The organism is Shewanella sp. 0m-6 (assembly GCF_052977325.1).
On record NZ_JBRIMD010000028.1, the window covers coordinates 1 to 26,285 of the forward strand.

The 26,285-nt window shown below is 45.1% G+C and carries 18 protein-coding genes and 1 pseudogene; 12 read left to right on the forward strand and 7 right to left on the reverse strand.

What is annotated here, in order from left to right; genetic code table 11:
• Nucleotides 1-122: 122 nt before the first annotated feature.
• Nucleotides 123-647, reverse strand: coding sequence for a DUF3332 domain-containing protein (locus ACVBJC_RS17065; protein ID WP_447162197.1), 525 nt, complete (start codon nucleotides 645-647; stop codon nucleotides 123-125).
• 311 nt (nucleotides 648-958) lie between these two features.
• Between ACVBJC_RS17065 and ACVBJC_RS17070 the strand changes: the two genes are divergently transcribed.
• The 4 genes and pseudogenes from ACVBJC_RS17070 to ACVBJC_RS17085 all read left to right on the forward strand — a co-directional run bounded on the left by ACVBJC_RS17070 (nucleotide 959) and on the right by ACVBJC_RS17085 (nucleotide 5,857).
• Entirely contained in the window at nucleotides 959-1,702 is a 744-nt protein-coding gene (locus ACVBJC_RS17070; RefSeq protein WP_447162196.1) for a spermidine synthase, read from the forward strand.
• Nucleotides 1,703-2,097: 395 nt separating this feature from the next.
• Complete coding sequence (gene ahpC / locus ACVBJC_RS17075; RefSeq protein WP_447162195.1) at nucleotides 2,098-2,667, forward strand: alkyl hydroperoxide reductase subunit C; 570 nt, start codon at nucleotides 2,098-2,100, stop codon at nucleotides 2,665-2,667.
• 265 nt (nucleotides 2,668-2,932) lie between these two features.
• Nucleotides 2,933-4,507: pseudogene (gene ahpF / locus ACVBJC_RS17080) on the forward strand (alkyl hydroperoxide reductase subunit F); the annotation flags it as partial.
• Between the two features lie 165 nt (nucleotides 4,508-4,672).
• A complete protein-coding gene (locus ACVBJC_RS17085) occupies nucleotides 4,673-5,857 on the forward strand; it encodes a GGDEF domain-containing protein (protein WP_447162194.1) in 1,185 nt (394 codons plus the stop codon).
• Here the strand turns inward: ACVBJC_RS17085 and ACVBJC_RS17090 are convergent.
• From ACVBJC_RS17090 to ACVBJC_RS17105, 4 genes are all read right to left on the reverse strand, one after another.
• Nucleotides 5,854-6,051 (reverse strand): hypothetical protein, encoded by a 198-nt coding sequence (locus ACVBJC_RS17090; RefSeq protein ID WP_439267985.1) that lies wholly within the window; start codon nucleotides 6,049-6,051, stop codon nucleotides 5,854-5,856. The two genes, ACVBJC_RS17085 and ACVBJC_RS17090, sit on opposite strands and share 4 nt — an antisense overlap.
• A gap of 858 nt (nucleotides 6,052-6,909) precedes the next feature.
• On the reverse strand, nucleotides 6,910-7,383 hold the full coding sequence (locus ACVBJC_RS17095; RefSeq protein ID WP_447162193.1) for a hypothetical protein: 474 nt from the start codon (nucleotides 7,381-7,383) through the stop codon (nucleotides 6,910-6,912).
• 580 nt (nucleotides 7,384-7,963) lie between these two features.
• Nucleotides 7,964-9,415 carry a cytochrome C biosynthesis protein gene (locus ACVBJC_RS17100; RefSeq protein ID WP_447162192.1) on the reverse strand — a complete coding sequence of 484 codons (1,452 nt, stop codon included), beginning with the start codon at nucleotides 9,413-9,415 and terminating at the stop codon, nucleotides 7,964-7,966.
• A gap of 385 nt (nucleotides 9,416-9,800) precedes the next feature.
• Complete coding sequence (locus ACVBJC_RS17105; protein WP_447162191.1) at nucleotides 9,801-10,217, reverse strand: hypothetical protein; 417 nt, start codon at nucleotides 10,215-10,217, stop codon at nucleotides 9,801-9,803.
• Between the two features lie 434 nt (nucleotides 10,218-10,651).
• Here ACVBJC_RS17105 and ACVBJC_RS17110 point away from each other — a divergent pair, with 434 nt between their 5' ends.
• The 3 genes from ACVBJC_RS17110 (at nucleotide 10,652) to chrA (ending at nucleotide 13,473) form a co-directional block, all read left to right on the forward strand.
• On the forward strand, nucleotides 10,652-10,789 hold the full coding sequence (locus tag ACVBJC_RS17110; protein WP_447162190.1) for a hypothetical protein: 138 nt from the start codon (nucleotides 10,652-10,654) through the stop codon (nucleotides 10,787-10,789).
• A gap of 119 nt (nucleotides 10,790-10,908) precedes the next feature.
• Nucleotides 10,909-12,084 carry a glycerol-3-phosphate dehydrogenase/oxidase gene (locus ACVBJC_RS17115; protein ID WP_447162189.1) on the forward strand — a complete coding sequence of 392 codons (1,176 nt, stop codon included), beginning with the start codon at nucleotides 10,909-10,911 and terminating at the stop codon, nucleotides 12,082-12,084.
• Between the two features lie 210 nt (nucleotides 12,085-12,294).
• A complete protein-coding gene (gene chrA, locus ACVBJC_RS17120; RefSeq protein ID WP_447162188.1) occupies nucleotides 12,295-13,473 on the forward strand; it encodes a chromate efflux transporter in 1,179 nt (392 codons plus the stop codon).
• 87 nt (nucleotides 13,474-13,560) lie between these two features.
• Here chrA and fdhF read toward each other — a convergent pair whose 3' ends face one another.
• The gene (gene fdhF, locus ACVBJC_RS17125; RefSeq protein WP_447162187.1) at nucleotides 13,561-17,880 is read right to left on the reverse strand and encodes a formate dehydrogenase subunit alpha; all 4,320 of its coding nucleotides are present in this window, start codon (nucleotides 17,878-17,880) and stop codon (nucleotides 13,561-13,563) included.
• Nucleotides 17,881-18,198: 318 nt separating this feature from the next.
• Between fdhF and ACVBJC_RS17130 the strand changes: the two genes are divergently transcribed.
• The 4 genes from ACVBJC_RS17130 to ACVBJC_RS17145 all read left to right on the forward strand — a co-directional run bounded on the left by ACVBJC_RS17130 (nucleotide 18,199) and on the right by ACVBJC_RS17145 (nucleotide 24,338).
• Nucleotides 18,199-18,363: a hypothetical protein gene (locus ACVBJC_RS17130; RefSeq protein ID WP_447162186.1), complete on the forward strand. Its 165-nt coding sequence runs from the start codon at nucleotides 18,199-18,201 to the stop codon at nucleotides 18,361-18,363.
• A gap of 250 nt (nucleotides 18,364-18,613) precedes the next feature.
• Nucleotides 18,614-19,712 (forward strand): peptide chain release factor 2 gene (gene prfB / locus ACVBJC_RS17135; protein WP_447162185.1). Its coding sequence is split into 2 segments (ribosomal slippage): nucleotides 18,614-18,688 and nucleotides 18,690-19,712, totalling 1,098 coding nucleotides; the frame shifts between segments, so codons are not numbered across the junction.
• Between the two features lie 12 nt (nucleotides 19,713-19,724).
• The gene (lysS, locus tag ACVBJC_RS17140) at nucleotides 19,725-21,230 is read left to right on the forward strand and encodes a lysine--tRNA ligase (RefSeq protein WP_447162184.1); all 1,506 of its coding nucleotides are present in this window, start codon (nucleotides 19,725-19,727) and stop codon (nucleotides 21,228-21,230) included.
• 585 nt (nucleotides 21,231-21,815) lie between these two features.
• Nucleotides 21,816-24,338: an EAL domain-containing protein gene (locus tag ACVBJC_RS17145; RefSeq protein WP_447162183.1), complete on the forward strand. Its 2,523-nt coding sequence runs from the start codon at nucleotides 21,816-21,818 to the stop codon at nucleotides 24,336-24,338.
• Nucleotides 24,339-24,469: 131 nt separating this feature from the next.
• Here the strand turns inward: ACVBJC_RS17145 and ACVBJC_RS17150 are convergent, their stop codons facing one another.
• A complete protein-coding gene (locus ACVBJC_RS17150) occupies nucleotides 24,470-25,075 on the reverse strand; it encodes a pseudouridine synthase (protein WP_447162182.1) in 606 nt (201 codons plus the stop codon).
• 175 nt (nucleotides 25,076-25,250) lie between these two features.
• On the opposite strand from ACVBJC_RS17150, the gene nagB reads away from it, so the two are divergent.
• Entirely contained in the window at nucleotides 25,251-26,042 is a 792-nt protein-coding gene (gene nagB / locus ACVBJC_RS17155) for a glucosamine-6-phosphate deaminase (RefSeq protein ID WP_447162181.1), read from the forward strand.
• Nucleotides 26,043-26,285 lie beyond the last annotated feature (243 nt).

The following is a 26,285-nucleotide window of genomic DNA, read 5'->3' on the forward strand; positions in this document are numbered from 1 at the left end:
CCCCAGAACAGTAAAACCAAGGCCTCAACGGTATGCCAAAAATAAAAATGCCGTTCACCTTAAGTGAACGGCATTACCAGTATTACTGGCCCTTTTGTATGTCACGGAGTAAATACTAATCATTAACCTTGCTGGTATGCAGCAAGCTCATCAGTGCTCACGCGAGCAATGAAAGTGCTATCTAGGTAGAAGTCGACATGCTCGTCTTGCTTAACACCTGACATTACCTGTTGGCTGCCATCTTCATAAACCAATGTCATGGCCAAAGTATTGTCATCAGTCGCTACCATTGAAGCGCTAGTTAACTTGATGTTTTTTAGCGGGGCGCTAGTTAGATCGCCATCAATGTGTTGGTTCACTTTGAAAATAGCTTCAACTGGCATATCGACTACCGCTGGGGAACGGCCAGTGATAGGGTTTGTGCCTGTCCAGAACTCGATGCTGTTAAGGATAAATAGATCGCCAGTTGCAGCGAAGCCATAAATTGGGCTCATAAGTATAAATAGACCAGCACGGCCATAACGGTTATCAACCGCGCTAAGGTTAGCTTTAGTTACCATAGCACTTAGGCCCATTTGGCCCATACAACCGGTAAGTTGAGTGCTTAGAATTGCCGTTAGCGCGACGGCAGAGATTGTCTTTTTCATTGGTTTAATTTTACTGAATTGAGAATGGCGCTGATTGTATGTATAAGCCAAAAATGAAATGTGACAGCGCTAGCAAATCCAGGTTGGTAAATTGTAGTGTTTGTCTCGATCTTTGTGGTGCTTGTTTGCTTGGTGTGGTATTTGTTTTTAAGTTTGGTTTTGTGCTGTTTTTTGTCTGGTAATGTGGGTTAATTGTTGCTGCTCATGCGCGGTATCAGCGCTTGTTACATCTAGAACGTCACCATTTTATTAAAGTACTATTTAACGCATAATAGTTAACGCATAATAGCGCTCCAAATATCGGAGAACGCATGTCAGATTATCAAGTATTACACCAAACCCAAGACGAATATGGTCCGCTTATTGTATTAGAGGATAAGGAAACACGGATCCTCGCGTTTGGCGATAACGACGAACAAAGCAAATTGCTCAAGGCCACTCCGCATATTCCGCAGCACACCTATGTGCAAGCCATGTTGCTGGTTCTACTCTATAGCCAACCTAAAAGTGCAATTGTGCTTGGGCTCGGTGGTGGTGGACTTATTCATGCGCTGCGCCACTTTGATGCGGGTATTAAGTTAACGGCAGTAGAGTTAAGAGGTGACGTGATAGCGCTGGCTAAGCGATATTTCCAGTTGCCGCTGAGTAAAAAGCTTAAAGTCATTCATCAAGATGCCAAGCAATTTCTAGAGGCTAGCGATCATAAGAAAGTGGATATTGTTTTTGCTGATATCTACAGCGCGGAAGGGGTGGATGCCGCGCAGGTGTCACAGGCCTTTATTGCCCAGTGCGCGGCCTTAATTAAAGCCGATGGCTACTTGGTTCTCAATTGCTGGAAAGAGCATAGCCAAAACCGTGAGCTACTTGCCTACCTTAATATGCATTTTGTAGAAGTACGTGCTTGCCTAACTGGCAGTGGCAATTGGGTGGTGTTTGCGGGTAAGGTCAAGCGCGACATTAGCGCCAGTGCACTCAAGACCAAGGCGCAGTCCTTATCGCAGCAGCTTGATTTTCAGTTGGCGAGATCGCTAACCCGCTTCGACCTTTGGGAGTAAAGTAAAAGTCTGGGAGTAAGAGTAAAGTCTCGCTAATACTTATCGATGTGTTAGCGAGTCTATTTTCTACTTATAGTTTTTAGCTTCTCTGTGCCAAAATCCAAATTTGCTTGCCCTCTTTTACTTAAAACCTTTAAGTCCATTTTTTATCGTACTTATGCACCGTACTTATGCGTCGTACTTTTCAGGCGAAAGCCTGATATCGCAGGCTTGTTAATCTTGTTCGGAAAAATAGATTAGCATGATAGCTTTTACCCGTTATCATTAATTCATTGGCTCCGCTATTATTCTTCCATCGAAAACGAACTGGCGTTAAGAGACTCATCATCACTCATTCAGTTTGTTGAATTTTAAGAAATAGTATTTTCAACTTTAATTATAAAACGGAGCATTACATGCATCAGTCAATTATCAACTCTACAATCAAGCCATTCACAGCAACTGCTTTTCACAAAGGTGACTTCCACCCAGTGACAGAGCAAGACCTACTAGGTAAGTGGTCAGTCGTATTCTTCTACCCAGCTGACTTTACCTTTGTATGCCCAACTGAACTAGGCGACATGGCTGACCATTACGAGAAGCTACAGGCTATGGGCGTTGAAGTTTACTCAGTATCTACTGACACTCACTTCACTCACAAAGCATGGCATGCAAGTTCAGACACCATCAACAAGATCCAGTATCCAATGATTGGTGACCCAACAGGCACTATCACACGTAATTTTGGTGTGATGATTGAAGAAGACGGTCTAGCACTACGCGGCACATTTGTTATCAACCCAGAAGGCGAGATTAAAGTGGCTGAAGTACATGACCTAGGTATTGGTCGTAGCGCAGCAGAGTTAGTTCGTAAAATCCAGGCTGCACAATATGTTGCAACACACGACGGTGAAGTTTGTCCGGCAGCATGGCAGCCAGGTGAAGCAACACTTGCACCATCAATCGACCTAGTCGGTAAGATCTAAATCTAGATTGAGTTGAAAGTAAGGTGTTTACCTCGCTAGCTTGTCCCCAAACGGGTTAGCTTGGTAGCCATCTTCACCAGGCTCTCTCCATTGTTCAGCTTAGTGCCCCCTGCAAGCTAAGCTGAACAAACTCTTATTTCTACAGCCTTTTTTTACTTTTTTATTTTTTGTGAGCACTCTTTGTTTTGGTTAACACTAAACCGCATTATGGCTAATGCTGCCTGCTCACCTATACCAGATTAGCTTTTAATATTTAGGAGTCATCATGTTAGATGCAAACGTCAAGAATCAACTGAACACTTATTTGCAAAACCTCAAGCACCCAGTTGAGCTGGTTGTATCTATTGATGACAGCCCAAAAGCGCAAGAGCTTAAATCTTTAGCTGCAGATATTGATAGCCTATCTTCACTTATTTCAGTGACTGAGCAAGTGGGTAAGCGCACGCCGTCAATGTCGGTGATTACCCCGGATCTAGGTCAAGGGATTGGCAGCCAAATTACCTTTGCTGGTCTGCCTATGGGGCATGAGTTCACATCACTAGTGCTTTCCTTACTGCACAGCGGCGGCCATCCAATAAAATTGGATGCCGATGTGATTGAGCAAATCCGTCAACTGCCGGGCGAGTATCAGTTTGAGACTTATGTGTCGCTAAGCTGCCAAACATGCCCGGAAGTAGTGCAAGCACTGAATATGATGGCGGCGATTAACCCTAACATTACTAACGTGATGATTGATGGTTCATTGTTCCAGGATGAAGTGAATGAACGTAACATCATGGCCGTACCTTCTGTTTACCTTAATGGCGAGCAGTTCTCTATGGGAGCCATTAGTACTGTAGAGATCTTAAATAAGCTTGATGTGAATGCCGCCGGTAGAAAAGCCGAGCAGTTAAATGAAAAAGAACCGTTTGAGGTATTAGTGGTGGGGGGCGGCCCAGCTGGCGCATCGGCTGCCATTTATGCGGCGCGTAAAGGTTTACGTACCGGTATTGTCGCCGACAAGTTTGGTGGTCAAGTGGCTGAAACGGTAGGTATTGAAAACTTTATCTCGGTTAAGGCGACTGAAGGACCAAAGTTGGTCGCTAATCTTGAAGCTCACGTGCATGAATATGACGTGGATATCATGGATAACCAACGCGCTTTGAGCTTAAAGTCGGGTGAGCTATTTGAGTTAACCCTTGAAAGTGGCGCGGTGCTGCGCAGTAAAACAATTTTATTAGCAACGGGTGCTCGTTGGCGTGAAATGAACGTACCGGGTGAGCAAGAGTATCGTGGTAGTGGCGTGGCATACTGTCCACATTGCGATGGCCCACTGTTTAAAGGTAAGCGTGTTGCTGTGATTGGCGGTGGTAACTCAGGTATTGAAGCCGCGATTGATTTAGCTAATATCGTTGAGCACGTTACTGTGCTTGAGTTTGATAAAAGCTTACGCGCCGATGATGTATTGCAGCGTAAAGCAAAATCGATGGGCAATATCGAGATTATTACTCAGGCGATGACCACAGAAGTGACCGGTGATGGTAAGCGCGTTAATGGCCTTAACTACACCGATAGAGCAACAGGTGAGTCGCATCATGTTGAACTTGCTGGCATATTTGTTCAGATTGGTTTAGTGCCAAACTCAGAATGGTTAAAAGACACTATTGATATGACAGCTCGCGGTGAAATTACTGTCGATGCTAAAGGTGAAACGTCGTTGCCAGGTGTGTTTGCCGCAGGTGATGTCACTAACTCCGCTTATAAACAGATAATTATCGCCATGGGCAGTGGTGCAACGGCTTCGCTAGGCGCATTTGATTACCTAATTCGTCATAATGTTGATGACTCTCATACCGGTAAAGTTGAAGACTCTACACATAAGAAAGTTGAAGACTCTACACATAAGAAAGTTGATGACTCTAGCAGCGATAATGTTGCAGCCTAAAGCGATTAGTCGTTACTATAAAGCCAGCAAAAGCTGGCTTTTTTAGTGGATGAGTCATAGAGCTGTAATAAGTAATGGAGAATGGCCCTGAATTCACATCGATATCACGCGCAGATAAAAAGAGAAACGTTTACCATTTTAAAGCGCGGTATTTTATGGGCGACTTACGTCAGTTGTGCGCTGTTATTTGTGGTGCTGGCCAATACGTATTATTTTGATAGCCTTTATGATGACATTCAGTTACTCCAATTAAAAACGCTGCCATTGTTTGCAGTTGTTTTTATCGGGATTATTACGGTAAAGCTTAAAGGGCTTGGCCGTATTAGCGTAAATAAAACATATACCTACCTAGCGTTTTTAACTATTGGCTGGTGTTACGTTCTCATCAATCTTGCCTTGTTATCTGCACAGAATATGCCGGGAATAGAGTCATTAGCTGACGTTCTAGTACTGGTTTTTGCGTTAGCCTTATTTCCCCATCGCCATGCAATGCTACTGACTATTCTGCCATTTTTGATTTTTAGTGCGAGCTACCATTCACTGCAATATTCGCAAGTGTTGGTTTATCCCATCACCAAGTTTTTATGTTTTTTTGGCATTATCTTATCAGGCCAGAAAATTATCTCTGGTTGGTTATTTAAAGCTGTGACCCGTAATATCGAGAATAAGAAATTAATGCAGCAGTTTAAGCACTTAGCTTTGATTGATGGGTTGACCAATATCAGTAATCGCCGTCACTTTGATGAGGTGTTAACTCAAGAGATGAAAGCGTCACTTCGAAGTGACAAACCGTTATCCATTATCATGGTCGATGTGGATTTCTTTAAGCCGCTTAATGATAGTCTTGGTCATCAAGTGGGCGATGAGTATTTGATTAACGTTGCTAAGGTATTGAACTGTGCGCTTGAAAGGCCGAGGGATCTCGTGGCGCGTTATGGCGGTGAAGAATTTGTGGTGGCTCTACCTGATACGGATTTAACTGGCGCGGTAAAGGTCGCTGCAAAGATCCAACGTGCATTAGCTGAAGCTAAACTCGTGCATCCGAGTTCTACAGCCTCAAAATATGTCACAGTTTCTCAAGGTGTGGCGCAGTGGCAAATATCTATGGAGGCCGCTGAATTGTTACAGGTAGCTGACCGCTTGTTGTATCAAGCAAAGTCAGCGGGACGAGATAGGTACTTATACCCAACTGATCTAAAGGTGGGTATATATGAATCCATCGACAGTGGTAACCAGAGCCGAGAATCACTAAATGAAGCGAGTTAGGCCGTAGTATTGATATTGTGGCCAGTGTTACCGACAGGTGCTTGTGGGGTATCGGGTATCGCGGCATTGATCAAACTTAATGCGATATCACCTTCAATTTTTTGTTGGTCTTTAGCCATTTGCGCGACTTTAACGCCAACATCGCCATGGCTCATGTTAGGTTGAAGATTCGCACTAGAAATAGTAACTGCCATATGTAGCTCGATTAATTAAGAATGTTATTTGGTTATCGGCGCGCACTTTAAAGACTTAAGGTCAGTCGTGTTACAGAGTGTATCGGTTTTAAAGCTAAGACGGAAAAGAAGGTTCTAGGAAAACAGGTTCTAGGTCCTAGGAAAAGCAAAGACGGTACAAGCTAAGACGGGAAGAGCCGGACGGCCAGCGGCCTAGGGAACGTGACAGCGTCACTTACGGAGCGCTGCGCTCACGGTAAAAGCGGTAAAGCTAAGAAAGAGTAAAGATGATAAAAGCAAAGAAGAGCAGCCAGAAAACATATTCTCTTTTGTAGGTTGGGCTTTAGCCCATCAATCTTGGTTTTATACTAGATTTGTCGGCATAAATACCGACCTACGGAAAAGAAGGGGCTAGGTTTGAGGAAAAGCAGGCCCTAGGTCCTAGGAAAAGCAAAGACGGTTCAAGCTAAGACGGGAAGAGCCGGACGGCCAGCGGCCTAGGGAGCGTGACAGCGTCACTTACGGAGCGCTGCGCTCACGGTAAAAGCGGTAAAGCTAAGAAAGAGTAAAGATGATAAAAGCAAAGAAGAGCAGCCAGAAAACATATTCTCTTTTGTAGGTTGGGCTTTAGCCCATCAATCATGGTTGTAAATAAAAGAGGATAAAAGCTGAGATGGTTCAAGCAAGGGCGATAAAGGCTACTCACCACAAAGGACACGAAGAAAGGCAACAGGCTAAGCCGTTTGAGTTGTATTTTTTCCTTCGTGAACTTGGTGAAAGCGCAGCGCTTCGTGGTGGGATAAGCGCTTGTAAAGAGTCATTAGGAAAGTCTAAGGCGGTAAAGCTGATACTGAAAAGCGATGGTGCCATAGCCTCTTATTATAAGTGTTCTTTTTTTAGACGCTCACCTATAAATGTGTTCAATGCATCCACTAATAATTGAGCATCTCCAAGCTTTCGAGTGCGTAGTACATGTTTTATTAAACTGCCGTCTTCTCGGTATAAAGTAACTACGTACCACTGTTTAAATTTCCGTGTCCAGTCCAGTAATTTAACATCAGAAATTTCGTCGTAATATACTCTCTCTGCAGCGCTTCGTGTTGTGCTAGAAGTGCTAGCATAAACGATACTATTCTGGATTGTTCCGTTGGAGTAAGTACCAAAATCCCAGCCAAAATAATGCTCTGTAATTACAAAGTAATCTGGCTTCCATGCTCGATGTTGAGTCATAACCATTCTATCAATAATTATTGGAGCGTCTTCCAGTGTTACTGGGTTAGGCTTATAAGCAATGGGGGTTGTTCCACAGCCAGACAATAAGCCAAGAAGTAGCATGATGGAGAAAATACGCATTTTGACACCAGCAAGTTAATGTATGGCGTATTCTATAGATAAGTCAGAGTCTTGCAATTGAAGTTAATAGTTAAAAAATATGACATCGTATTTGCGAATACTTTGAAAACTTTAGTTAGATTTGCGGCTTCAAGCTTAAATTGCTTATTTTTTAATGATATACCGTCTACCTCTATCTGTTTTGTCGGCGGAGCAAGCATTGAGATATTCGAGCCGATTCAGCTGTAGGCTAGGAATAGTCATTAGCTGATGAGTTTCCCTCTAAAGTTAATTGATTGCACCAAATCCCCATTGAAGTTGCCGAAGGAATTAAAGGAAATCGCGTGAGCGAGTCAGGATGACGAGGTAGCCTTAGTAGAACCATGGACGGCGATTCTGAGGCGATAGAGATTTTCGAAAATAACTGAGGATTACAACTTCGTCGGGGCGGCAGGGGAGATGCAAGAGGGGATTGCTGTTGATCCCCTCTTGCCCGTGTGTGAGCTGGAAGCTCACGACTTTTATCAAACGAAGTTTGATTATCCGTAGTTGCACCAGCGACAAGCTACTACTTATAACTGTAGCGCTTCAGTTAAGAAAACTATGATTTTGCAATCCGTGATTTCTCAATCCCCTTGCGAATAAGGGTAATGATAAAGGTCAGCACGATAGAGCTTAAGATAAGGCCAATCGCTAAGGCCACATTTTGCAGCGCCGTCGGGTCGATAGCTAACATACCACCTAGGCCCATCATCATAATGCCCGACATGAGCTTAAGGGTTTGGCCTTCTTTTTCGGTGAGCTTGCGTTTACCAAGTGACACACTAAAGGCAATAACAATCGCCGCGAGTGGGATGACATACACCACGTTGTACATCACCAGGTACATGTAACGCTCAAATGTGTCTAGGTCATGCATCGACAATACGCTGGTGTAGATCATCGGGAAGCCAGCTGTGCAGAGTAACTCATACGCGTTGGCTAAAATCGATAACACCACGGTACCGGCTATCATGGCGGTCATGCTGCTGGCGCTGGTGAGTTTACCCATACGTTTAATCAACCCGGTGCGGTTCTCTGCAGACATGGATAAAGTGACTTCGCCTTTAGTAAAGAAGTAGTCTTTGATGTTTACCGCGCCTGCGACGAGCGCCAACATACCCGCCCCGAGAATAATCCAGCCGCCGTCGCTACCAGCGCCAAGTAGTTGGAAGATATTCAGCCATGCGCTCATAAAGATGAAGTAGATAAAGCCTGAGAAGAATACGAAGATGCCACCGACAATTAACATGCGAGTGCGGCTCTTGGCGTTAACCATAATTGAAAGTAGAAATAACAATACAAAGAAAGCGCAAGGATTAAAGGCATCGACGCCAGCCAGTACCACTGTTAATAGCGGTAGCGACATCTGCTCAGGGTGGACAACACCAACGAGTGGCAACTCAACGGGTTGCACATCAGAAGAGGCTATTTCACTGGTACTATCTAAACCTAAATCACAGGTGCCTTCGCTGTCACTGCTGCTTTCTTTACAGGTTTCAAATAGGCCCGCAGAGACGGGAGCAGCACTAGTGTATTGGCCCTCGGTTTCAGGGGCTAACTGACCACCAAGTGATACATAATATGACTTTAAGCGTTGCACTAAAAACTCACCAGTAACAGCTTGGCTACTGTAGCCTACCACCGCTTTTTCACCGCTAGCAAAATAAGGCACTGAACGCGCTTCTGTACCTGTTTGTTTGGCTATTTGCTGCCAAATCTTCATGGTACCGGAAGCAGTGATCATATGATCTTCCACCTCGATCCAGGGGTAACGCTCTGGCAGACTGTCGATAAATGGATGCGCTTCGGCGCAGTGTGGGCAGGTTTTAGACCAGAAGAAATACAGTTTTACCTTTAACTCCCCTTGGGAATTAGTGTAATGCCACATATTGGCTTCATTAATGGCAGTGTCATTAATGGAATTACCATTAACTGGGCTGTCAGCTGCAAAGCTTGGCATAGAAAGGCTTGAGAGAAATATGGCGATGAATAATAGAGCTGATTTGACCATGCGAACTCCAAAAGGCAAATTAGGCATGAATTGAGACTTAGGTTACCGATACTTTACGGTAGTAGTTAGCATTTGCTAAATTAATGTGTGGTTTTTGCTACTGGAATCTCGAATAAATTACTTTTGGGAACTATGACTAGTTTTAGGTAATAGAATTAAACTTTTAGCAATAATTGTAATGGCTTGATTAAGCCGTTGTTTAACTAGTCATAACGAGCCACTCGTTATACATAGGTTTGATCGCTAAAAGCTTTATAAACAGTTTGATAGGTGTTGTGCATAGCTAGATTGCTGTTTTGGGGCACCTATGATCAATGTTGGCATTTTGTTAATAAAGACGCTGCGGGCTGACTAATGTTTGAGCGTTTTTTATAGTCTTTATCGGTTATTCATCTTTACTGGCAATTTGAATCTGCAGTTGCTCGGTTTCTGCAGCGCACCATACCACTGACACATTGCGGTTCTCGTCGGTACTTGCGGTTAATATTCGAGTGATCACGGGGGCGGGGTAAGCCGCATTATCAAGGTAGGTTTTTACTCTTTCAATACGCCTTTGTGCTAACCACTTATTATACTTGCGCGCTTCTTCAGTGGTTTGAGTTTGATTGACTTTAAATTCGAGCAGCAAATAACCGCTATTGGCTTGGGTGTTTTTACTTAACTTATCGAGTTGCGATGCGTAATATCCTGCAAAATAAGAGCTATTCTTTGCATAAGGAATATCGACTATATGGGTTTGGTTATCACATTGTGCGGCCACGCTTCCTGCGAACAATAAACCAACTACGGCTATAGACTTCATTTTGTACATCCTTGATAACATGAAAACTTTTTAAAAACTAACAGCGTAAAAACAGCTGGATCGTTCAAATTCGAGAGCAATTTATGCTATTAGTATCTGAAAAGCAATCATCTTTAGATCAATTATTCTAATGATGCTTTGGCGGATATTAGAGCCAAACCCACAACCTAGTTTCACGACCTAATATGCTATTAACCAGGCTCATAAAATTGATGCCGCAATGTCGCCTAGGATGATGTGAGTTAGGTTACAGCTAACAAAATACTGAGCGTGCATCAAGAGAGGGGCATTTTTACGGCTCAATTTAAGGTTAGAATTTTATCAATAACATAAGTATGTTATATGCTAGGTGTTTTGTTTATTGCCCTAGACTCTAGCGCGAGTTAGAGCCTGAACTAGAGCCTTAAATCGGGGGACAAAGTAGGGTTACTCTTATGATGACTCTGATTATGACAAAAGACAGCGTTGAAACACCATTGAGCCCAAACAAACAGATCTGTTTCTCGCTCCACTGCGTAATGACAGCCTCTATTAGCCTAGGTTATTGTGCAATGCCGTATATGCGTATTTAGTGGCGGTAATTATGGACTTTACTCAGTCTTTATAAATCTGTCGTAATAGTGGCTGAAACACTGATTGAAAAGCCGTTAAAGCAGTAGCAAAAATAACAGATGCACTTTAAGGAGCACAAATGGCGACAGTTGATCTTATCATTATTGGCGGTGGCATTAACGGTGCTGGTATTGCTCAGTGCGCGGCTGCGGCCGGTTATAGTGTGCTATTACTTGAACGAGACACTATTGCTGCGCAAACATCAGCCAACTCTAGCAAGCTTATTCACGGTGGCCTACGATATCTTGAGTCCGGACAACTGCCGTTAGTGAGAAAGTCACTGGCCGAGCGTAAAGCTTTGCTACAGCTTGCTCCCTCTTTAGTGAATCCAATCCCATTTTATATTCCCGTATATGACACCAGTCGTCGCAGTTCATGGGCGATCAGGGCGGGACTGAGTTTGTATGCCATGCTTAGCGATTTCGATGCGCTAGGGCAGTTTAAATCGATACCCTCAGTGCATTGGTCGAAAATCAAAGGGCTCAAACTCAACGGGCTTAAGGCTGTTTATCAATATTGGGATGCGCAAACAGACGACAAACTTCTGACCCAGGCGGTCGTAAAAAATGCCCGTTCTTTAGGTGCCCATGTTATTGAGCATGCAAAATGTACTCATATCGAGCATTTGCTAAGTCATTGTATCGTGCGTTACCAAGCCGACGGTGCTGAGCAAGAGGTAGAAGCGTTGGCGGTGGTGAACGCGGCGGGTCCCTGGGTGAACCATGTGTTAGATAATGTGGTCCCGCCCATTGCAGCAGAGCCCATAGAATGGGTGCAGGGCAGTCATTTGCTGCTCGATATTCCGGCTAATGACGGCATTCTTTACCTTGAGTCTTGCTTTGACAAACGGGTGATTTTTGTGATGCCTTGGAATGGTAATACCTTGATTGGCACCACTGAAGTCGTGCTTGATAAGTTAAACGGCAAACCCCAGATAACCGCCGAAGAGGAGGCGTATTTACTGGGTATTTATCAACACTACTTTGCCCAGCTTGGTGATGTAGAGGCATTGAAAACGCGGGTGGTTGACAGCTTTTGTGGAATTAGAGTGCTACCAAAACAGGCTGGCAATTCATTTGATCGCCCAAGAGATACCCTGCAAAAAAGTCAGCTAAGCCACCCTAAGTTATTAAGCCTCTATGGAGGCAAGCTGACAACTTATAGGACGACGGCAACAGAAGTGCTCGAATGGGTGGAAGACTCTATCGGTAAGCGCCAGCCATTAGCCGATTTTGAGCGACTAATGTTGGATTAGCTAAGCAGGTAAAGCAAAGCACTAAAAGATTTATATTGTTTTTAGCTTATCGCCTCTGCAAGCTTGGTTTAACTTGTGACAGATTACTGCCGTTTTTTTAGGTTTCATTATTTTGTAACGTTAGTGTCATATTCTGTATCTGTTATTCTAAGCAGCTTATTTAAAGCACTTATTTTAAAGGCGTCTTGGCGCACATATTGATGGATGGTTATGTTTCAAATTTTTCTTCGTTTTTTTTCGTTAGGCCTAGTGTCATTTGGCGGGCCAGCAGCGCACATCGGTTACTTTAGGCAGACTTTTGTACAGGAGCTGAAATGGCTCGATGACAAACACTATGGCAGCTTGGTGGCGTTAAGCCAGTTTATGCCTGGACCGGGCTCGAGCCAGGTGGGTTTTGCGATTGGTTACCATCGCGGCGGGCTGTTAGGGGCTATTTCCGCCTTTCTAGGCTTCACCCTTCCTTCGTTTATTCTATTATTTTTACTCGCAGTAACCAGTAGCCAGTGGCTGGATTATTCATTTACTCAAGGAATAATCCACGGGCTTAAACTACTGGCTGTGGTCGTGGTTGCTGATGCCATTTGGATTATGTTTAAGCAGTTTTGTCAGCGTAAGCAAGCCAAGCTATTAATGGTCTTAAGTTGCGTGATTATCTTGCTGCAGCCTTCGATGCTTGTACAGTTTGGCTTGCTCATCGTAGCCGCTATGGTGGGTCGCTATTACTTATCTGCTGAGGATGATGAACCTAAGGCAACGGCGCAGCAACCGATAAAACTCAACTTCTTTTGGTTAAGTATCTTCAGCGGCTTATTGATTGCTTCCTTGGTGGTCATAGGGTTATCTAAGCAAGCTGGGATATCGAATTTAACTGAGTTGTTTAGCCAGTTCTATCAAGTGGGTAGCATGGTTTTTGGCGGTGGGCATGTGGTGCTGCCTTTACTGCAATCGAGTGTTGGCGATGCGATGAGTAACGATCAGTTCTTAACGGGGTATGCGTTAGCTCAAGCTGTGCCGGGGCCTATGTTTGCCTTAGCCGCATTTTTAGGTGCAGAGATCTGGGTGCAACAGCCGTTAATGGGGGCCTTGGTTGCGACACTCGCTATTTTCCTGCCGGGATTCTTACTTATGCTGGTGGCACTTAAAAGCTGGCATGCTCTCAGCGCGCGGCCGCAAGTGGTAGGCGCGGTTGCGGGAGTGAATGCTTGTGTGGTCGGTTTCTTGTTGGCGGCGCTTTATAATCCTATATTTATCAGTGCTGTGCTATCTCCGCTTGATATGGCCTTGGTGGTGTTAGGTTTTGGTCTGTTTAAAATCTTTAAGCCAAATATATTTATCCTAGTGACAGGTTTTGGTGTTGCAGGGGCGCTAGTGGGCGCGTTTATGAGTTAGCAGCTAGCTAAACGAAAACCAACAAAAAGGCCGTAAGCGCATGCGCTTACGGCCTTTTTTGATCTACTTTGACGCTAGTTACGCTAGTTACGCTAGTTCTGCTGTCATTTCGGCTACTTCTTCTGCTACCTTTTCAGCTTTTACCGCACACACCTTGAACTCTGGGATTTTAGCCACTGGGTCGAGGGCGTTGTTAGTCAGCTTGTTGGCGGCAGATTCTGCAAAGTGGAACGGCAGGAACAAGACCCCAGCCTGAGCACGTTTAGTGACAAATGCCTTAATTTCAATCTCTCCGCGCCTTGTGCTGAGTTTGAGCATATCACCGTTATTCACGCCGAGCTTGTCAGCATCAAATACCGAAATCATCACCCTAGCGCTACCGAGTTGATTGAGTCCCTCAGTTTTGCGAGTCATGGTGCCAGTGTGGAATTGCTCCAATAAGCGTCCAGTTGATAAGACCAATGGATACTCTTTACACGGCATTTCGGCGGGAAGACGGTAGTGCACAGCGCGCATCTTACCTTTGCCATGAGTAAACTCTCTGGTATGCAAAATAGGCGTGCCAGGGTGACCTTCAGCTGGGCAGGGCCACTGCAGACCCTGGAGGCCATTGCTCGTTAGGCTGTCGATAACTTTCCAGGTAATGCCGCGATATTGTGGCGTGACGTCGGTGATCTCATGCCAAATCTGCTTTTCATTTTGGTAGCCCCAATCTTCACCCATCTTGGTGGCAATAAGTTGGATTATTTGCCAATCATTCTTGGCAAGACCCGGTGGCGTAACAGCGGGGAGTAACTGCTGCACTCGGCGCTCGGTATTGGTGAAATGCCCTAGCTTTTCGGCAAACGCGGCCGCAGGCAAGACCACATCGGCTAGCTCGGCAGTCTCTGTTAAGAAGATATCTTGCACCACTACAAACTCTGCCGCAGCTAGGCCTTGCAATACGTGCTTTTGGTCAGGATCGCTCAGCACTGGGTTTTCGCCCATGACATATAGCCCTTTAAGCTCGCCGTGAGATAACGCGTGCATCATCTCTGTTGCTGACAGTCCTACCTCTGCACTGAGATCTTCTTTTCCCCAAGCTTCGCGAAAGCGCATTTGGACCAGTGGGTCGTCAAGTTTCTGATAGCCGCTAAAGTAATTTGGCAGGGCGCCCATATCGCAGGCGCCTTGCACGTTACTCTGGCCGCGCAGAGGGTTAATTCCCGCTCCTTTTACGCCAATATTGCCACACAGTAACTGCAGGTTAGATATCGCGGTGACGTTATCGTGACCAGAAGTATGTTGAGTGATCCCCATGGCATAGTAGACTGCTGTTTTTTCTGCAGTACCGATAAGGTGAGCCATTTCGATAATATCTTTAGCGCTCACGCCGGTAATTAACTCTGCATTCTTAGGGCTGTAATCGGTGCTCATCACTTCATCATAGAGCTGACTAAAACCTTCGACTCTAGCTTGAATGTAATCAAGATCATGCCAATCATTTTTGATGATCTGCTGCATAATGGCATTCAGTAGCATGACATCTGAGCCCGGTCTGTGTGCCACATAAAGCTGGGCTTTATCGGCGATAGAGACGCGCTTAGGATCGGCAACGATTAAACGAGCACCATGTTCGCTTACTGCTTGCTTGATGCGAGAGGCGATAATCGGGTGAGCGCTTTCGGTATCTGAGCCAAGAATAAAGATAAGGTCGCTGTCTTTAATGCTTGGAATGTCGTTTGTCATCGCACCGCTGCCTAAGCTTTCGCGCAGTGCGGTAACCGTTGAGGCGTGACATAAGCGAGCGCAGTGGTCGATATTGTTATTACCAATAACGCTGCGGAAGAACTTTTGGAAAACGTAGTTATCTTCGTTAGTGGCTTTAGCTGAAGACAAACCCGCTAGCGCTTTATCACCATAGGTTTGTTTGATCTCCCCAAAGCGCTGCGCCACAACCGAGATGGCTTCTTCCCAACTCGCAGGCACTAATTGACCATTTTTGCGGATAAGCGGCGTGGTTAGGCGTTTGTCGCTGCCAACAAAGTCAAAACCAAAGCGACCTTTAACGCATAGCATGCCTTCATTTACAGGCGATGATGTATCACCACTGATATGGCGGATTTGGTTTTTCTGTTCATCCACATGCAGGTTAACTCGGCAACCAATGCCGCAATAGGTACAGATGGTAGAGACGCACTTAAGCGGTGCTTTTTGCGCTTGAGTTAGGCCCTGAGTCTTATCACGAGCATCAACTAATGCACCTGTTGGGCACACCTGTACACAGTTGCCACATTGCACGCAGTCGCTGTCGTTCATGCTAACGCTAAAGCCCACACGCGGGGCTTTGCGCTCGTCACTTTCACTTGAGCTGGCACATGAGATTGGCAGGGCGTGGTAATGATCTTTGGCAAAAGATATCGCGTTGTGGCCGCTGGCACCTTTACAGGTTTCAACACAGGCACCACAGCTAATGCAGCGGTTAGCATCAAAGGTAATAAATGGCGCGCTGGTATCAATGCTAAAATGTTGCGCCTGGCTAAGATCAAGCTCGCTGGCTTTAACCTTATACTCGGTCGCATAATCTCGTAGCTTACAGTCGGTGTTTGCCTGACAGGCACATTCTAAGCAGCGCGCGGCTTCCTTCATCGCTTCATCGGCGGCAAAGCCAAGTTCAACCTCACTAAAATTCAGGGCGCGCTGTAGCTTATCAAGCTCAGGCATTAGGCTGCGAGATTGCACACTTGCAGCAGGATAAAGCGCATCTGCCTTAAGGGATTTTAGTGCGCGAGTCTTAGCGGCCTTAGTTGAGTTAAATGGCTGTTTTACTAGCTCACAAGTCAAACCCTGGTTAAGGAGTTTCTCAATGGCATCGGCAGCTTTTCGACCATCAGCCACAGCAGCAACCGCGGTGGCTGGACCTGTACGAGAGTCACCAATCACAAACAGTTTATCGAGCCCAGCAGATTGCCCTGCCGACATGGTGTGCTCGCAACCCTCGAAGGTATTCCAGCGAGTAAGAGCGACTTCACCAGTGGCAAGTTGGCTTTGTGGATCTTCAAGAAACGCCATATCAGGGGTTTGCGAAACCGCAGGGATCACGGTATCGAACGCTTCAGTAAAGGTCTCCCCCGTTGGGGTTGGGCTGCGACGACCAGAGCTGTCTGGTTCTCCAAGCGCCATCACTTCAAAGGTCACTTGTGCCACGCGGCCATTATCATCGCAGTGGTTTTCAATCGGATTGGTTAAGAAGTGGAACTTGATCCCTTCTTGCTCAGCTTCATGGATCTCATAGTCTTCTGCTGGCATTTCATCACGTGTACGGCGGTAGACCAGCGTGACATCGGCGCCATCACGTTTGGCTGTGCGGGCACAATCTATGGCGGTATTTCCACCACCAATCACTGCGACTTTTTTACCTGTGATGTATTGTTTGTCGGTGCAGTAATCTTTTAAATAATCTACGCCTAAATAACAGCCGTCTAGCTCGATACCGGGGTAGTTCATTGGCACGGCTTTTTGCGCGCCGATGGCTAAACAAACCGCATCAAAATCATCAATTAAACCGTTAAGGTGAATGTCACGACCAAGGCGTGTATCGGTTTTAATCTTGAGACCATTTTTACACAGCAGGTCAATTTCTTTATCGAGAATAGCCTTAGGCAGACGATACTCTGGAATGCCGTATCTTAACCAGCCGCCAGCTTGCGGCATTGACTCGAAAATAGTGACATTGTGACCATTATTCGACAGGTAATATCCTGCTGAAATGCCCGCTGGGCCGCTACCGATAATAGCAACTTTTTTATTGGTATCAGCAAGTCTTGGCGGCACATATGGCGCATCGCCTTCTAGATCTAAATCGGCGGCGTGACGTTTTAATTGGCGGATAGCAACAGGCTCATCGACCAAGCCACGGCGGCATTCAGATTCACAAAAAGCGGGGCAGACACGGCCAATAGAGAGTGGCAAAGGTAAGGTCTGCTTAATGACTTTAACGGCTTCAGTGTGATCGCCTTGAGCGATATGGTACAGGTAAGACTGTACGTCAACGCCCGCGGGGCAAGCCGTTTGGCAAGGCGCCTCACAGTCGGCAAAGTGATCAGACAAGATCACTTGCAGCGCCGCTTTTCGCTGTTTACTCAGCGCTGCTGATTGGGTGATCACTTGAATGTTTTGCGCAGCAATATCGCTAACAAGGGTTTCGCAGGCGCGCACATGGGTAATGCTGTTATCGTCTGTATGCAGCTCTACATGGCACAAATTACAGTGCTGCTTGCTATCGTGTACTAAAGAGCTTTTTACTAAATAACGGGCATTGCTCTTACACAGATTGGGGATGGCAATATCGGCATTAAGCGCGACATCTAACAGAGTGTCTTGTTGTTTGGCAACTAAGGTCTTGCCATCAATTATTATTTGTTTCATCGCATTGGCCTTTATTTATAGGGTCGCAGCTTGATTGAATACGCTTCATTAGGCTTTGAGAACCTAGGCGCAACATCAGCATTCACAGAGAACGGACTTGGCGAAATAGTTATAACTTGGAGTATACCTGTGGCCTTTTTTTACGCAGAAAATGCAGCTTGGATTTCAGTGGGAACTGCGGGGTATTTCACACTTGCAGCTTAAAATGTGCACCTTGGTTTTACTGGTGTACGGTAGTGCTGCGTCAGTTGGCGTTTTGTGGTCATTGGGCCTGGTTTATCGGTGGTTTGTCGGTGAATACAGTGCGGTTTGGTTATCGTGTCAGCGATTTTGTTCAATGTAAACCCCACCCAAGGCGCCGAAAAACCTTCAGTGAAAGCGTTGAAGGCCGCAGTGGCGCTAGATAATACTGCCGATATAACGTTAGCGGGAGGGCGGGGCGATAAAGGTCACGGAAGCGCAATAGATACCGTTGAGCAATGACACGAAATGGCGTTAAATGAAAACAATTGAGATTAGCGCAGTAGTAATATTTGGTTAAATATTAGTTTTTAGCACTTGAGTTAGCTTTGTTGAATAAAATTGCTGTTTTGTGCGCTTTTGCCGCTATGTTTCATGCAAAGCATGAGTTAAAATAGCGGGTTTTCTATCTGTGAATAATTGAGCCGATAATCGATGGCGTTGTGTCGTCATTGTTTCCTAGCCAAAAACTCATTTAAAAGTTGATTAAATCATGTTTGAAGTAAATCCAGTTAAATTCAAAATCAAGGAGCTCGCTGACCGTACCGACCTTCTTCGGGGGTATCTTTGACTACGATGCCAAAAGTGAGCGTCTAGAAGAAGTGAGCCGAGAGCTTGAAAGCTCTGAAGTTTGGAACGATCCAGATAACGCCCAAGCCTTAGGCAAAGAGCGTGCAGCCCTTGAAGCGGTAGTGAAAACTATCGATGATATGGACAGTGGCCTAGAAGATATCGAGGGTTTACTCGAACTTGCCGTTGAAGAAGATGATGAAGAAACCTTCAATGATGCCGCTGCTGAATTACAAGATCTTGAGAAGCGCTTAGAGGAACTTGAGTTCCGTCGCATGTTCTCAGGTCCACATGATGCATCAGATTGTTATTTAGATATTCAATCAGGTTCTGGCGGTACAGAGGCTCAAGACTGGGCAAACATGGTACTGCGTATGTTTTTACGTTGGGGTGATGCCCATGATTACAAACCTGAATTGATTGAAGTGACCGGTGGTGATGTTGCCGGCATTAAAGGCGCAACCATCAAGTTTACTGGCGAATATGCCTTTGGCTCACTGCGTACGGAAACCGGTGTACACCGTTTAGTCCGTAAGTCGCCATTTGACTCATCAGGTAAGCGTCACACCTCTTTCTGTTCGGTATTCGTTTACCCAGAGATTGATGACTCGATTGAGATTGATATCAATCCATCGGACTTAAGAATTGACACCTACCGTGCATCAGGCGCGGGTGGTCAGCACGTTAACAAAACTGAGTCAGCGATCCGTATTACGCATCTGCCGACCAACACTGTGGTGCAATGTCAGAACGACCGTTCGCAGCATAAAAACCGTGATGCAGCGATGAAACAGCTAAAAGCAAAACTGTATGAGCTAGAAATGCTTAAGCAGAATGCTGATAAGCAAGCCGCCGAAGATGCCAAGTCAGATATTGGCTGGGGCAGCCAGATCCGTTCATACGTGCTCGATGATGCACGTATTAAAGATCTACGTACCGGCGTTGAAAACCGAAATACCCAGAGCGTTTTAGATGGCGATCTGGACAAGTTTATTGAAGCTAGCCTGAAATCTGGCCTTTAACGAGAGAAGAAGATGACTGAACAAACACTAGACGAGAACAAGTTAATTGCAGAGCGTCGTGCAAAATTAGAGCACATTCGTACCAACTGCCCTGCAAACGGTCACCCGAACAACTTCGATCGCAAACACAAAGCGGCAGACATTCAAGCTGAATTTGGTCAAAACACCAAAGAAGAGCTTGAAGGCATGGGCATTGAGCGCTCTATCGCTGGCCGTGTTATGGCTAAGCGTGGTCCTTTCTTGGTTATCCAAGATGTGAGCGGTCGTATCCAAGCTTATGCGGGTAAAGATGTTCAAAAAGATCTTAAAGAGAAGTTCCTGGGTCTAGATATCGGTGACATCATCGGTGTGACCGGTCAGCTACACCTTTCAGGTAAGGGCGATCTATACGTGAACATGGAACAGTACCAGTTGCTAACTAAAGCACTGCGTCCACTGCCTGAAAAGTTCCACGGCCTAACAGACCAAGAGACGCGTTACCGTCAGCGTTATGTTGACTTGATCGTTAACGAAGATTCTCGTGCAGCCTTTATCATGCGTTCTAAAGTCGTTTCGGCTATTCGTAACTTCATGGTAAAGAAAGAGTTCATGGAAGTTGAAACACCAATGATGCACAGCATCCCAGGTGGCGCTTCTGCTCGTCCATTCGAGACGCATCACAATGCGCTTGATATCGCTATGTACCTGCGTATTGCTCCTGAGCTATACCTTAAGCGTTTAGTGGTCGGTGGTTTTGAGCGCGTATTCGAAATCAACCGTAACTTCCGTAACGAAGGTCTGTCTCCACGTCATAACCCAGAATTCACTATGATGGAATTCTATATGGCGTATGCAGACTTTAACGATCTAATGGATCTGACTGAAGAGATGCTAAGCTCTATCGCGACTGAGCTTTGTGGTTCTCCACAGCTTCCATACGGTGAGCACACAGTTGACTTTGGTGGCCCATATGCACGTTTGAGCATGTTGGATGCGATCAAGAAGTACAATCCTGACAACGCAACCATTCAGTCTATGACTTACGAAGAAGTTAAAGATGTTGAGTTTATGCGTGACTTGGCTAAGAGCCTAGGCATGACAGTTGAGAAGTTCTGGACTTGTGGTCAGCTACTAGAAGAGATCTTTGGTGAAACAGCTGAAACTCAGTTGATGCAACCTACGTTCATCACTGGCTACCCAGCGGATATTTCTCCACTAGCACGTCGTAACGATGACAACCATTTCATCACTGACCGTTTCGAGTTCTTCATCGGCGGCCGCGAAGTGGCTAACGGTTTCTCTGAGCTTAACGATGCAGAAGATCAAGACAGTCGCTTTAAAGCGCAGGTTGATGCAAAAGATGCGGGTGATGACGAAGCGATGTTCTACGATGCAGACTACATTACTGCACTAGAGCACGGCTTACCGCCAACTGCTGGTCAAGGTATCGGTATTGACCGTCTCGTGATGCTATTTACGAATACGCATACTATTCGTGACGTTATCCTATTCCCAGCTATGCGCCCACAAGCGAACTAAATAACCGGGATATTACTGCAAAGTCGCGTTTGTTGCGCCAACTTGCATTAGTAACGATTTAAAAACCAGCTCAAGGGCTGGTTTTTTTATGCCTGTTTGCCAATGGAAGCTTGGCGACTTCTGCATTAATGACTTCATAAGAGAGCAACCATGGCATCATTTTTCGGCTTAGTTTGCCAAAAAACGCTATGGTTGGTCACTTTCTTATGCAAGTTGGTATCAGTGATAGGTATCACTAATTGTTATAAGTGATAGGTATATAGGGCATTAGAGAGGTAACTCGCTAGTTTGTTGATTGAAGTCAACTAAATTTAACTGGGTCCCTTGTATTTTGTCCTGTCATCAAAAATAGATTTAAGTGTCTGACAATTAGAGTATTAGTTCGGTAAGGCTTTTGAGGCGCATTGAATATCCTAGCGCTAGTCATTGGCTTAATCTTTATTTTTTTCGTTAACAATACTAGTGTTATGGCTGTTTTATTGCTCAATTTTTGATGATGGGCAAAACAAACGTACGACTCATTTATGTATCAATCATGAATAAGGCGTGTTCGAACTACCTCTAAAAGACTGATAGGGCATTGATTTGATTAATATCAATATAACGCAAGCACAACGGGATGAGTGGCAGCAATCTATCGATATGCTGGCACGAATAGCCCAGTGCAAGGCCGCGTTATTACAGATAGATCAAGCTGACCAGCTTATTCCTATTAGTTATGCCAATATGACCGAAGAGCAGCTTAATCAGCTGCCAGCCAGCCATGAGCAAGTGTATGGCCAATCTGACATCACGCCGTTTAAAAAGTCCTTTGATATCAGTAAGGCAGAAGACGATTCACTGCAGTGTTTATTTCCGATCAACTGGCCTTCTGGAGCCTTGTTTGGCTATATTTGCCTGATTACATCACCTGACAATAGTCAGCAAAATGTAACTCAAGGCGCGGCCTGTCACGCTGAAAAGCAAGCCGATATTCGACGCCTACTAGCAATATGCGGCAGCAGTATCGAACAAAGCCTAAGTCAGGTATATCGACAATTTAAACAGCAACAGAATAAGCTTCGCAGGGTAAGTGAAAGAGCAAGTGAGGTTAGCTTACAAGCCTTTATTGACAGTATGAAAGAGCATGTGTGGATGAAAGATACATCTGGACGCTATATTTTGGTTAATCAAAGTGTAGAACTTGCCTGGAATCGCCCACGAGAGCAGATCCTTGATTATACCGATGATGAACTATTTGAATCCCGTTTAGCCAAGCATTTTATTGCCAGCGATATTGAATCGATTCGTAAAGGAAGAGAAGTCTCGGTTGGCGAATGTGAAGGCTTAGATATTGGTGATACCGAGTCCTGGCAGGAAACCACCAAGGTTCCTGTTATCAATGATAATGGGGAGCTGGCTGGCGTTATCGGCATTTCACGTAATATATCTTCTCATAAAGCCGCGCAAGATCAGCTTGAGTTAGCCTCACGGGTGTTCGAAAACTCGGTCGAGGGCGTGATCATCACAGATATTGACGGCACTATAGTCAATGCACATGGTGCTTTTAGGGAGATCACCGGATATGAAAAAGAGGAGCTCTTAGGGCAAAACCCAAGAGTGTTTAACTCTGGTCGGCATAAGAAAGCATTTTTTACTACGCTGTGGGATGACTTGCTGAAAAAAGGTAAATGGCACGGGGAGGTTTGGAATCGGCGTAAAAACGGTGCCATATTTCCGCAAATACTTAATATCAGTGCCGTTTACGATGATGAATATAAGATCCGTTTTTTTGTGGCAGTATTTAATGATATTTCGGCTCAAAAGCAAAGTGAAGCAGAGTTGGCTAAAGTCGCATTTCATGATCCGCTGACAAAGTTACCTAATCGCATGGCGCTTACAGCAAGATTAGAGCAAGAGCTTAAACAGGCGCGTCATAGCCAAAATCGTCTGGGGCTAGTCTATATCGATGTCGATCTTTTTAAGCAGGTAAACGAAAGCTATGGTCACCTTGTCGGCGATGAAGTCCTGCTTGAGCTGAGTCAACGATTTCGCTCAGGGTTAAATAACCTCGCTACTGCGGCAAGGCTTGGTAGCGATGAGTTTGCGGTAATTTTATCTAATATTGATAGCAGTGACATGTTGTTACTCAGCGTCAATAAACTTAGACAAATGTTCGATCAGCCCTTCACCTTAGGTGAACATGGTCAAGCGCGTTTAACAGCGAGTATGGGGGTCGCGATGTATCCTGATGATGGCCAAGATTCAAGTAGTTTAATGGTCAGGGCTGAAGTGGCGATGCACAGAGCTAAACATGACGGGCGTAATAATTATGCTTTTTACACCGAATCCTTAACCCAGGAGTCAGTGGCAAAACTTAAGCTTCAAAGTGCACTGCATGATGCACTTGAACTTGATGCTTTCTATTTGGTGTTCCAACCTAAAATTAGCTTTGTGACGGGTAAAACGGTTGGTTTTGAAGCCTTGCTTCGCTGGAATGATCCGGTACTGGGTAATATCTCCCCGGCGATTTTTATTCCTTTAGCGGAAAAGATCGGCTTAATTCAAGATATCGGTCGCTGGGTATTAATCAAGGCTTGCGAACAGGGGCTAAAATGGCATGAGCAAGGTATTTGCTTTGGACGGATAGCGGTGAATGTTGCTGGTCAGCAGCTTCAGCGTCGTAGTTTTGTCGATGAAGTTACAGAGATCCTTAAAGATACGGGGTTAGCTGCGACGAGTTTAGAGCTTGAGGTCACAGAAAGTTGCATGATGTCAGATCCCGAACTGGTCAGCCAAGGCTTAGCTAAGTTAGGGGATATGGGGATTGAAGTCTCGGTAGATGATTTTGGTACAGGCTATTCATCATTGAGCTACCTTAAGACACTGCCTATCCATAAGCTCAAAATTGACCAGTCATTTGTGGCGGGCTTGCCACTTGATACTCACAACACCGCGATTGCAAAAGCCATTATCGCGATGGGACATGCGTTAAATTTGCAGGTGGTCGCCGAAGGGGTTGAAACGCAAGAGCAAGCAGACTTCTTAAAAGCTAACCAGTGCGATGAAGCGCAGGGCTATCTTTATAGTCGCCCAAAACTGCCTGAAGATCTGACTGATTTCTTTTAAGTATTAACATCCTGCTTAACCCCTCTAATACCCTATTAAGAGAAGCGATTATTAATGGAGAGGGTCGTTAACAGAGGCGGCTATGAATAGAGACGGTAGTCGACGTCAATTGGCTGCTGTGAACCGTTTTGTTACGACAGTTCTGTTACGAACTGGGCAACAGGGATAACATCACCGGGAAGCATAGCATTAAGCTTAATATTCCCAATCCTAACTCTAACCAGTCTTAAAGTCGGTAACCCAACCGCTGCCGTCATCTTTCTTACCTGACGGTTTTTTCCTTCGCCAATGGTTATTGAAATCCAGCTAGTAGGCCCATGGCGAGCATCGCGGATTTTTCTTCCTCTAGTCGGCAAATCAGGTTCAGGATCAAGCAGTTTAACCTTGCAAGGTAAAGTCTGGTATTTTCCGCCGCTAATGCCAATTTCAACTCCTTGGCTAAGCTGCAAAATTTGCGCCTGAGTCACCTCTCCATCTACCTGTACATAGTATTCTTTTTCAATGGTTTTACTGCGGATAAGGTGACTTTGCATCCCATCGGTTGTGAGCAGTAATAGGCCTTCAGAGTCGTGATCCAGTCGGCCAATCGCCATAGTGTTCTCAGGGAAGTCGAACAGCTCACCAAGTAGCGGTTTGCTCTTACGGTTTTCTGGTACAAACTGACTTAAATATCGATAGGGCTTATAAATCACATAGTGGCAATGTGTTTGCTCTGTCGGTAAACCCGTTGCAGTCATGATTATGTTCCTCAAATAATAGCGCGCAATTATAACCTGAATCGATAGCATTTGATTCCGAGCTGTTCTGTTGAGCGAGTCACTTGCCTAAATAATAGCTAATGACAGCGTTGTCATTAGAGGTTATAGTTATGTTACATAGTCAACTGCTGCTCACATATATTGGATCAAGTTTATGCAAATCGTAATATTAAAAGACAGTGCCTCGGTTGCTGAATACGGCGCCAACATTTTTATTAAACAGCTGCAGAAAAAGGCTGATTCGGTATTGGGATTGGCAACAGGCTCGACACCCGTTTCGCTATATCAAGGCTTGATAGCGGCGAATAAGGCTGAGCAGATAAGCTTTAAACATGTCACCACTTTCAATCTAGATGAATATCTAGGTCTTGAGGGAACGCACCCTCAAAGCTATCGCTATTTTATGAATGAGCAGCTTTTCGACCATATCGATATTGATAAGTCACACACTTTTGTGCCGCCAGGTGACGCAGCTAACCCGATTGAAGCTTGCCATGGTTATGAAGCGCAAATTAAGGCGGCTGGTGGCATCGATATCCAGTTACTCGGCATTGGCCGTAACGGTCATATTGGCTTTAATGAACCATCATCTGGTTTGATGTCGCGCACACGAGTAAAAACCTTAACTAAGGCCACGATTGATGATAACGCGCGCTTTTTTGACGCGGGTGAGTATCAGCCACACCTGTCGATCACCATGGGAATTGGCACCATATTAGATGCCAAGAAGGTGGTGTTATTGGCTACAGGCGAAAATAAAGCTGATGCGATTTTAGCGACCGTGGAAGGGGCATTAACCGCAGCTTGCCCAGCTTCTGCGTTGCAATTGCACCAAGATGCGGTGTTAGTCATCGATGAAGCCGCCGCATCAAAGCTTACAGATTGTGATTTTTATAAACACATCGAAGCTGAAAACCAAAAGCTGATGGCGAGATTAGGGCTTTAATGATTACGGCTATTTGTTTAAACAACTTACATAAATAGAAAGAACAAATAGAAAGTTGAACATAGAAAAGAGACAAGTATAGCTTGTCTTTTTTTATGCCATTTTTACCCTCTCCCAGCCTATTTTAATACCTTGAGGCTTGCGAGAGGTTAACCCAATTAATCAGCCAAAATTGTCATTGTGTTAATAATATGTATATTCTTAATTCATCTCGCACGACAGCAGTATAAATAGGTCATGCTT

What these genes read in the sequence shown, in the direction of transcription:
- ACVBJC_RS17065 (WP_447162197.1), bottom strand. Translation starts at nt 647, where the DNA reads ATGAAAAAGACAATCTCTGCCGTCGCGCTAACGGCAATTCTAAGCACT.
- ACVBJC_RS17070 (WP_447162196.1), top strand. Translation starts at nt 959, where the DNA reads ATGTCAGATTATCAAGTATTACACCAAACCCAAGACGAATATGGTCCG.
- ahpC (WP_447162195.1), top strand. Translation starts at nt 2,098, where the DNA reads ATGCATCAGTCAATTATCAACTCTACAATCAAGCCATTCACAGCAACT.
- ACVBJC_RS17085 (WP_447162194.1), top strand. Translation starts at nt 4,673, where the DNA reads ATGGCCCTGAATTCACATCGATATCACGCGCAGATAAAAAGAGAAACG.
- ACVBJC_RS17090 (WP_439267985.1), bottom strand. Translation starts at nt 6,051, where the DNA reads ATGGCAGTTACTATTTCTAGTGCGAATCTTCAACCTAACATGAGCCAT.
- ACVBJC_RS17095 (WP_447162193.1), bottom strand. Translation starts at nt 7,383, where the DNA reads ATGCGTATTTTCTCCATCATGCTACTTCTTGGCTTATTGTCTGGCTGT.
- ACVBJC_RS17100 (WP_447162192.1), bottom strand. Translation starts at nt 9,415, where the DNA reads ATGGTCAAATCAGCTCTATTATTCATCGCCATATTTCTCTCAAGCCTT.
- ACVBJC_RS17105 (WP_447162191.1), bottom strand. Translation starts at nt 10,217, where the DNA reads ATGAAGTCTATAGCCGTAGTTGGTTTATTGTTCGCAGGAAGCGTGGCC.
- ACVBJC_RS17110 (WP_447162190.1), top strand. Translation starts at nt 10,652, where the DNA reads ATGATGACTCTGATTATGACAAAAGACAGCGTTGAAACACCATTGAGC.
- ACVBJC_RS17115 (WP_447162189.1), top strand. Translation starts at nt 10,909, where the DNA reads ATGGCGACAGTTGATCTTATCATTATTGGCGGTGGCATTAACGGTGCT.
- chrA (WP_447162188.1), top strand. Translation starts at nt 12,295, where the DNA reads ATGTTTCAAATTTTTCTTCGTTTTTTTTCGTTAGGCCTAGTGTCATTT.
- fdhF (WP_447162187.1), bottom strand. Translation starts at nt 17,880, where the DNA reads ATGAAACAAATAATAATTGATGGCAAGACCTTAGTTGCCAAACAACAA.
- lysS (WP_447162184.1), top strand. Translation starts at nt 19,725, where the DNA reads ATGACTGAACAAACACTAGACGAGAACAAGTTAATTGCAGAGCGTCGT.
- ACVBJC_RS17150 (WP_447162182.1), bottom strand. Translation starts at nt 25,075, where the DNA reads ATGACTGCAACGGGTTTACCGACAGAGCAAACACATTGCCACTATGTG.
- nagB (WP_447162181.1), top strand. Translation starts at nt 25,251, where the DNA reads ATGCAAATCGTAATATTAAAAGACAGTGCCTCGGTTGCTGAATACGGC.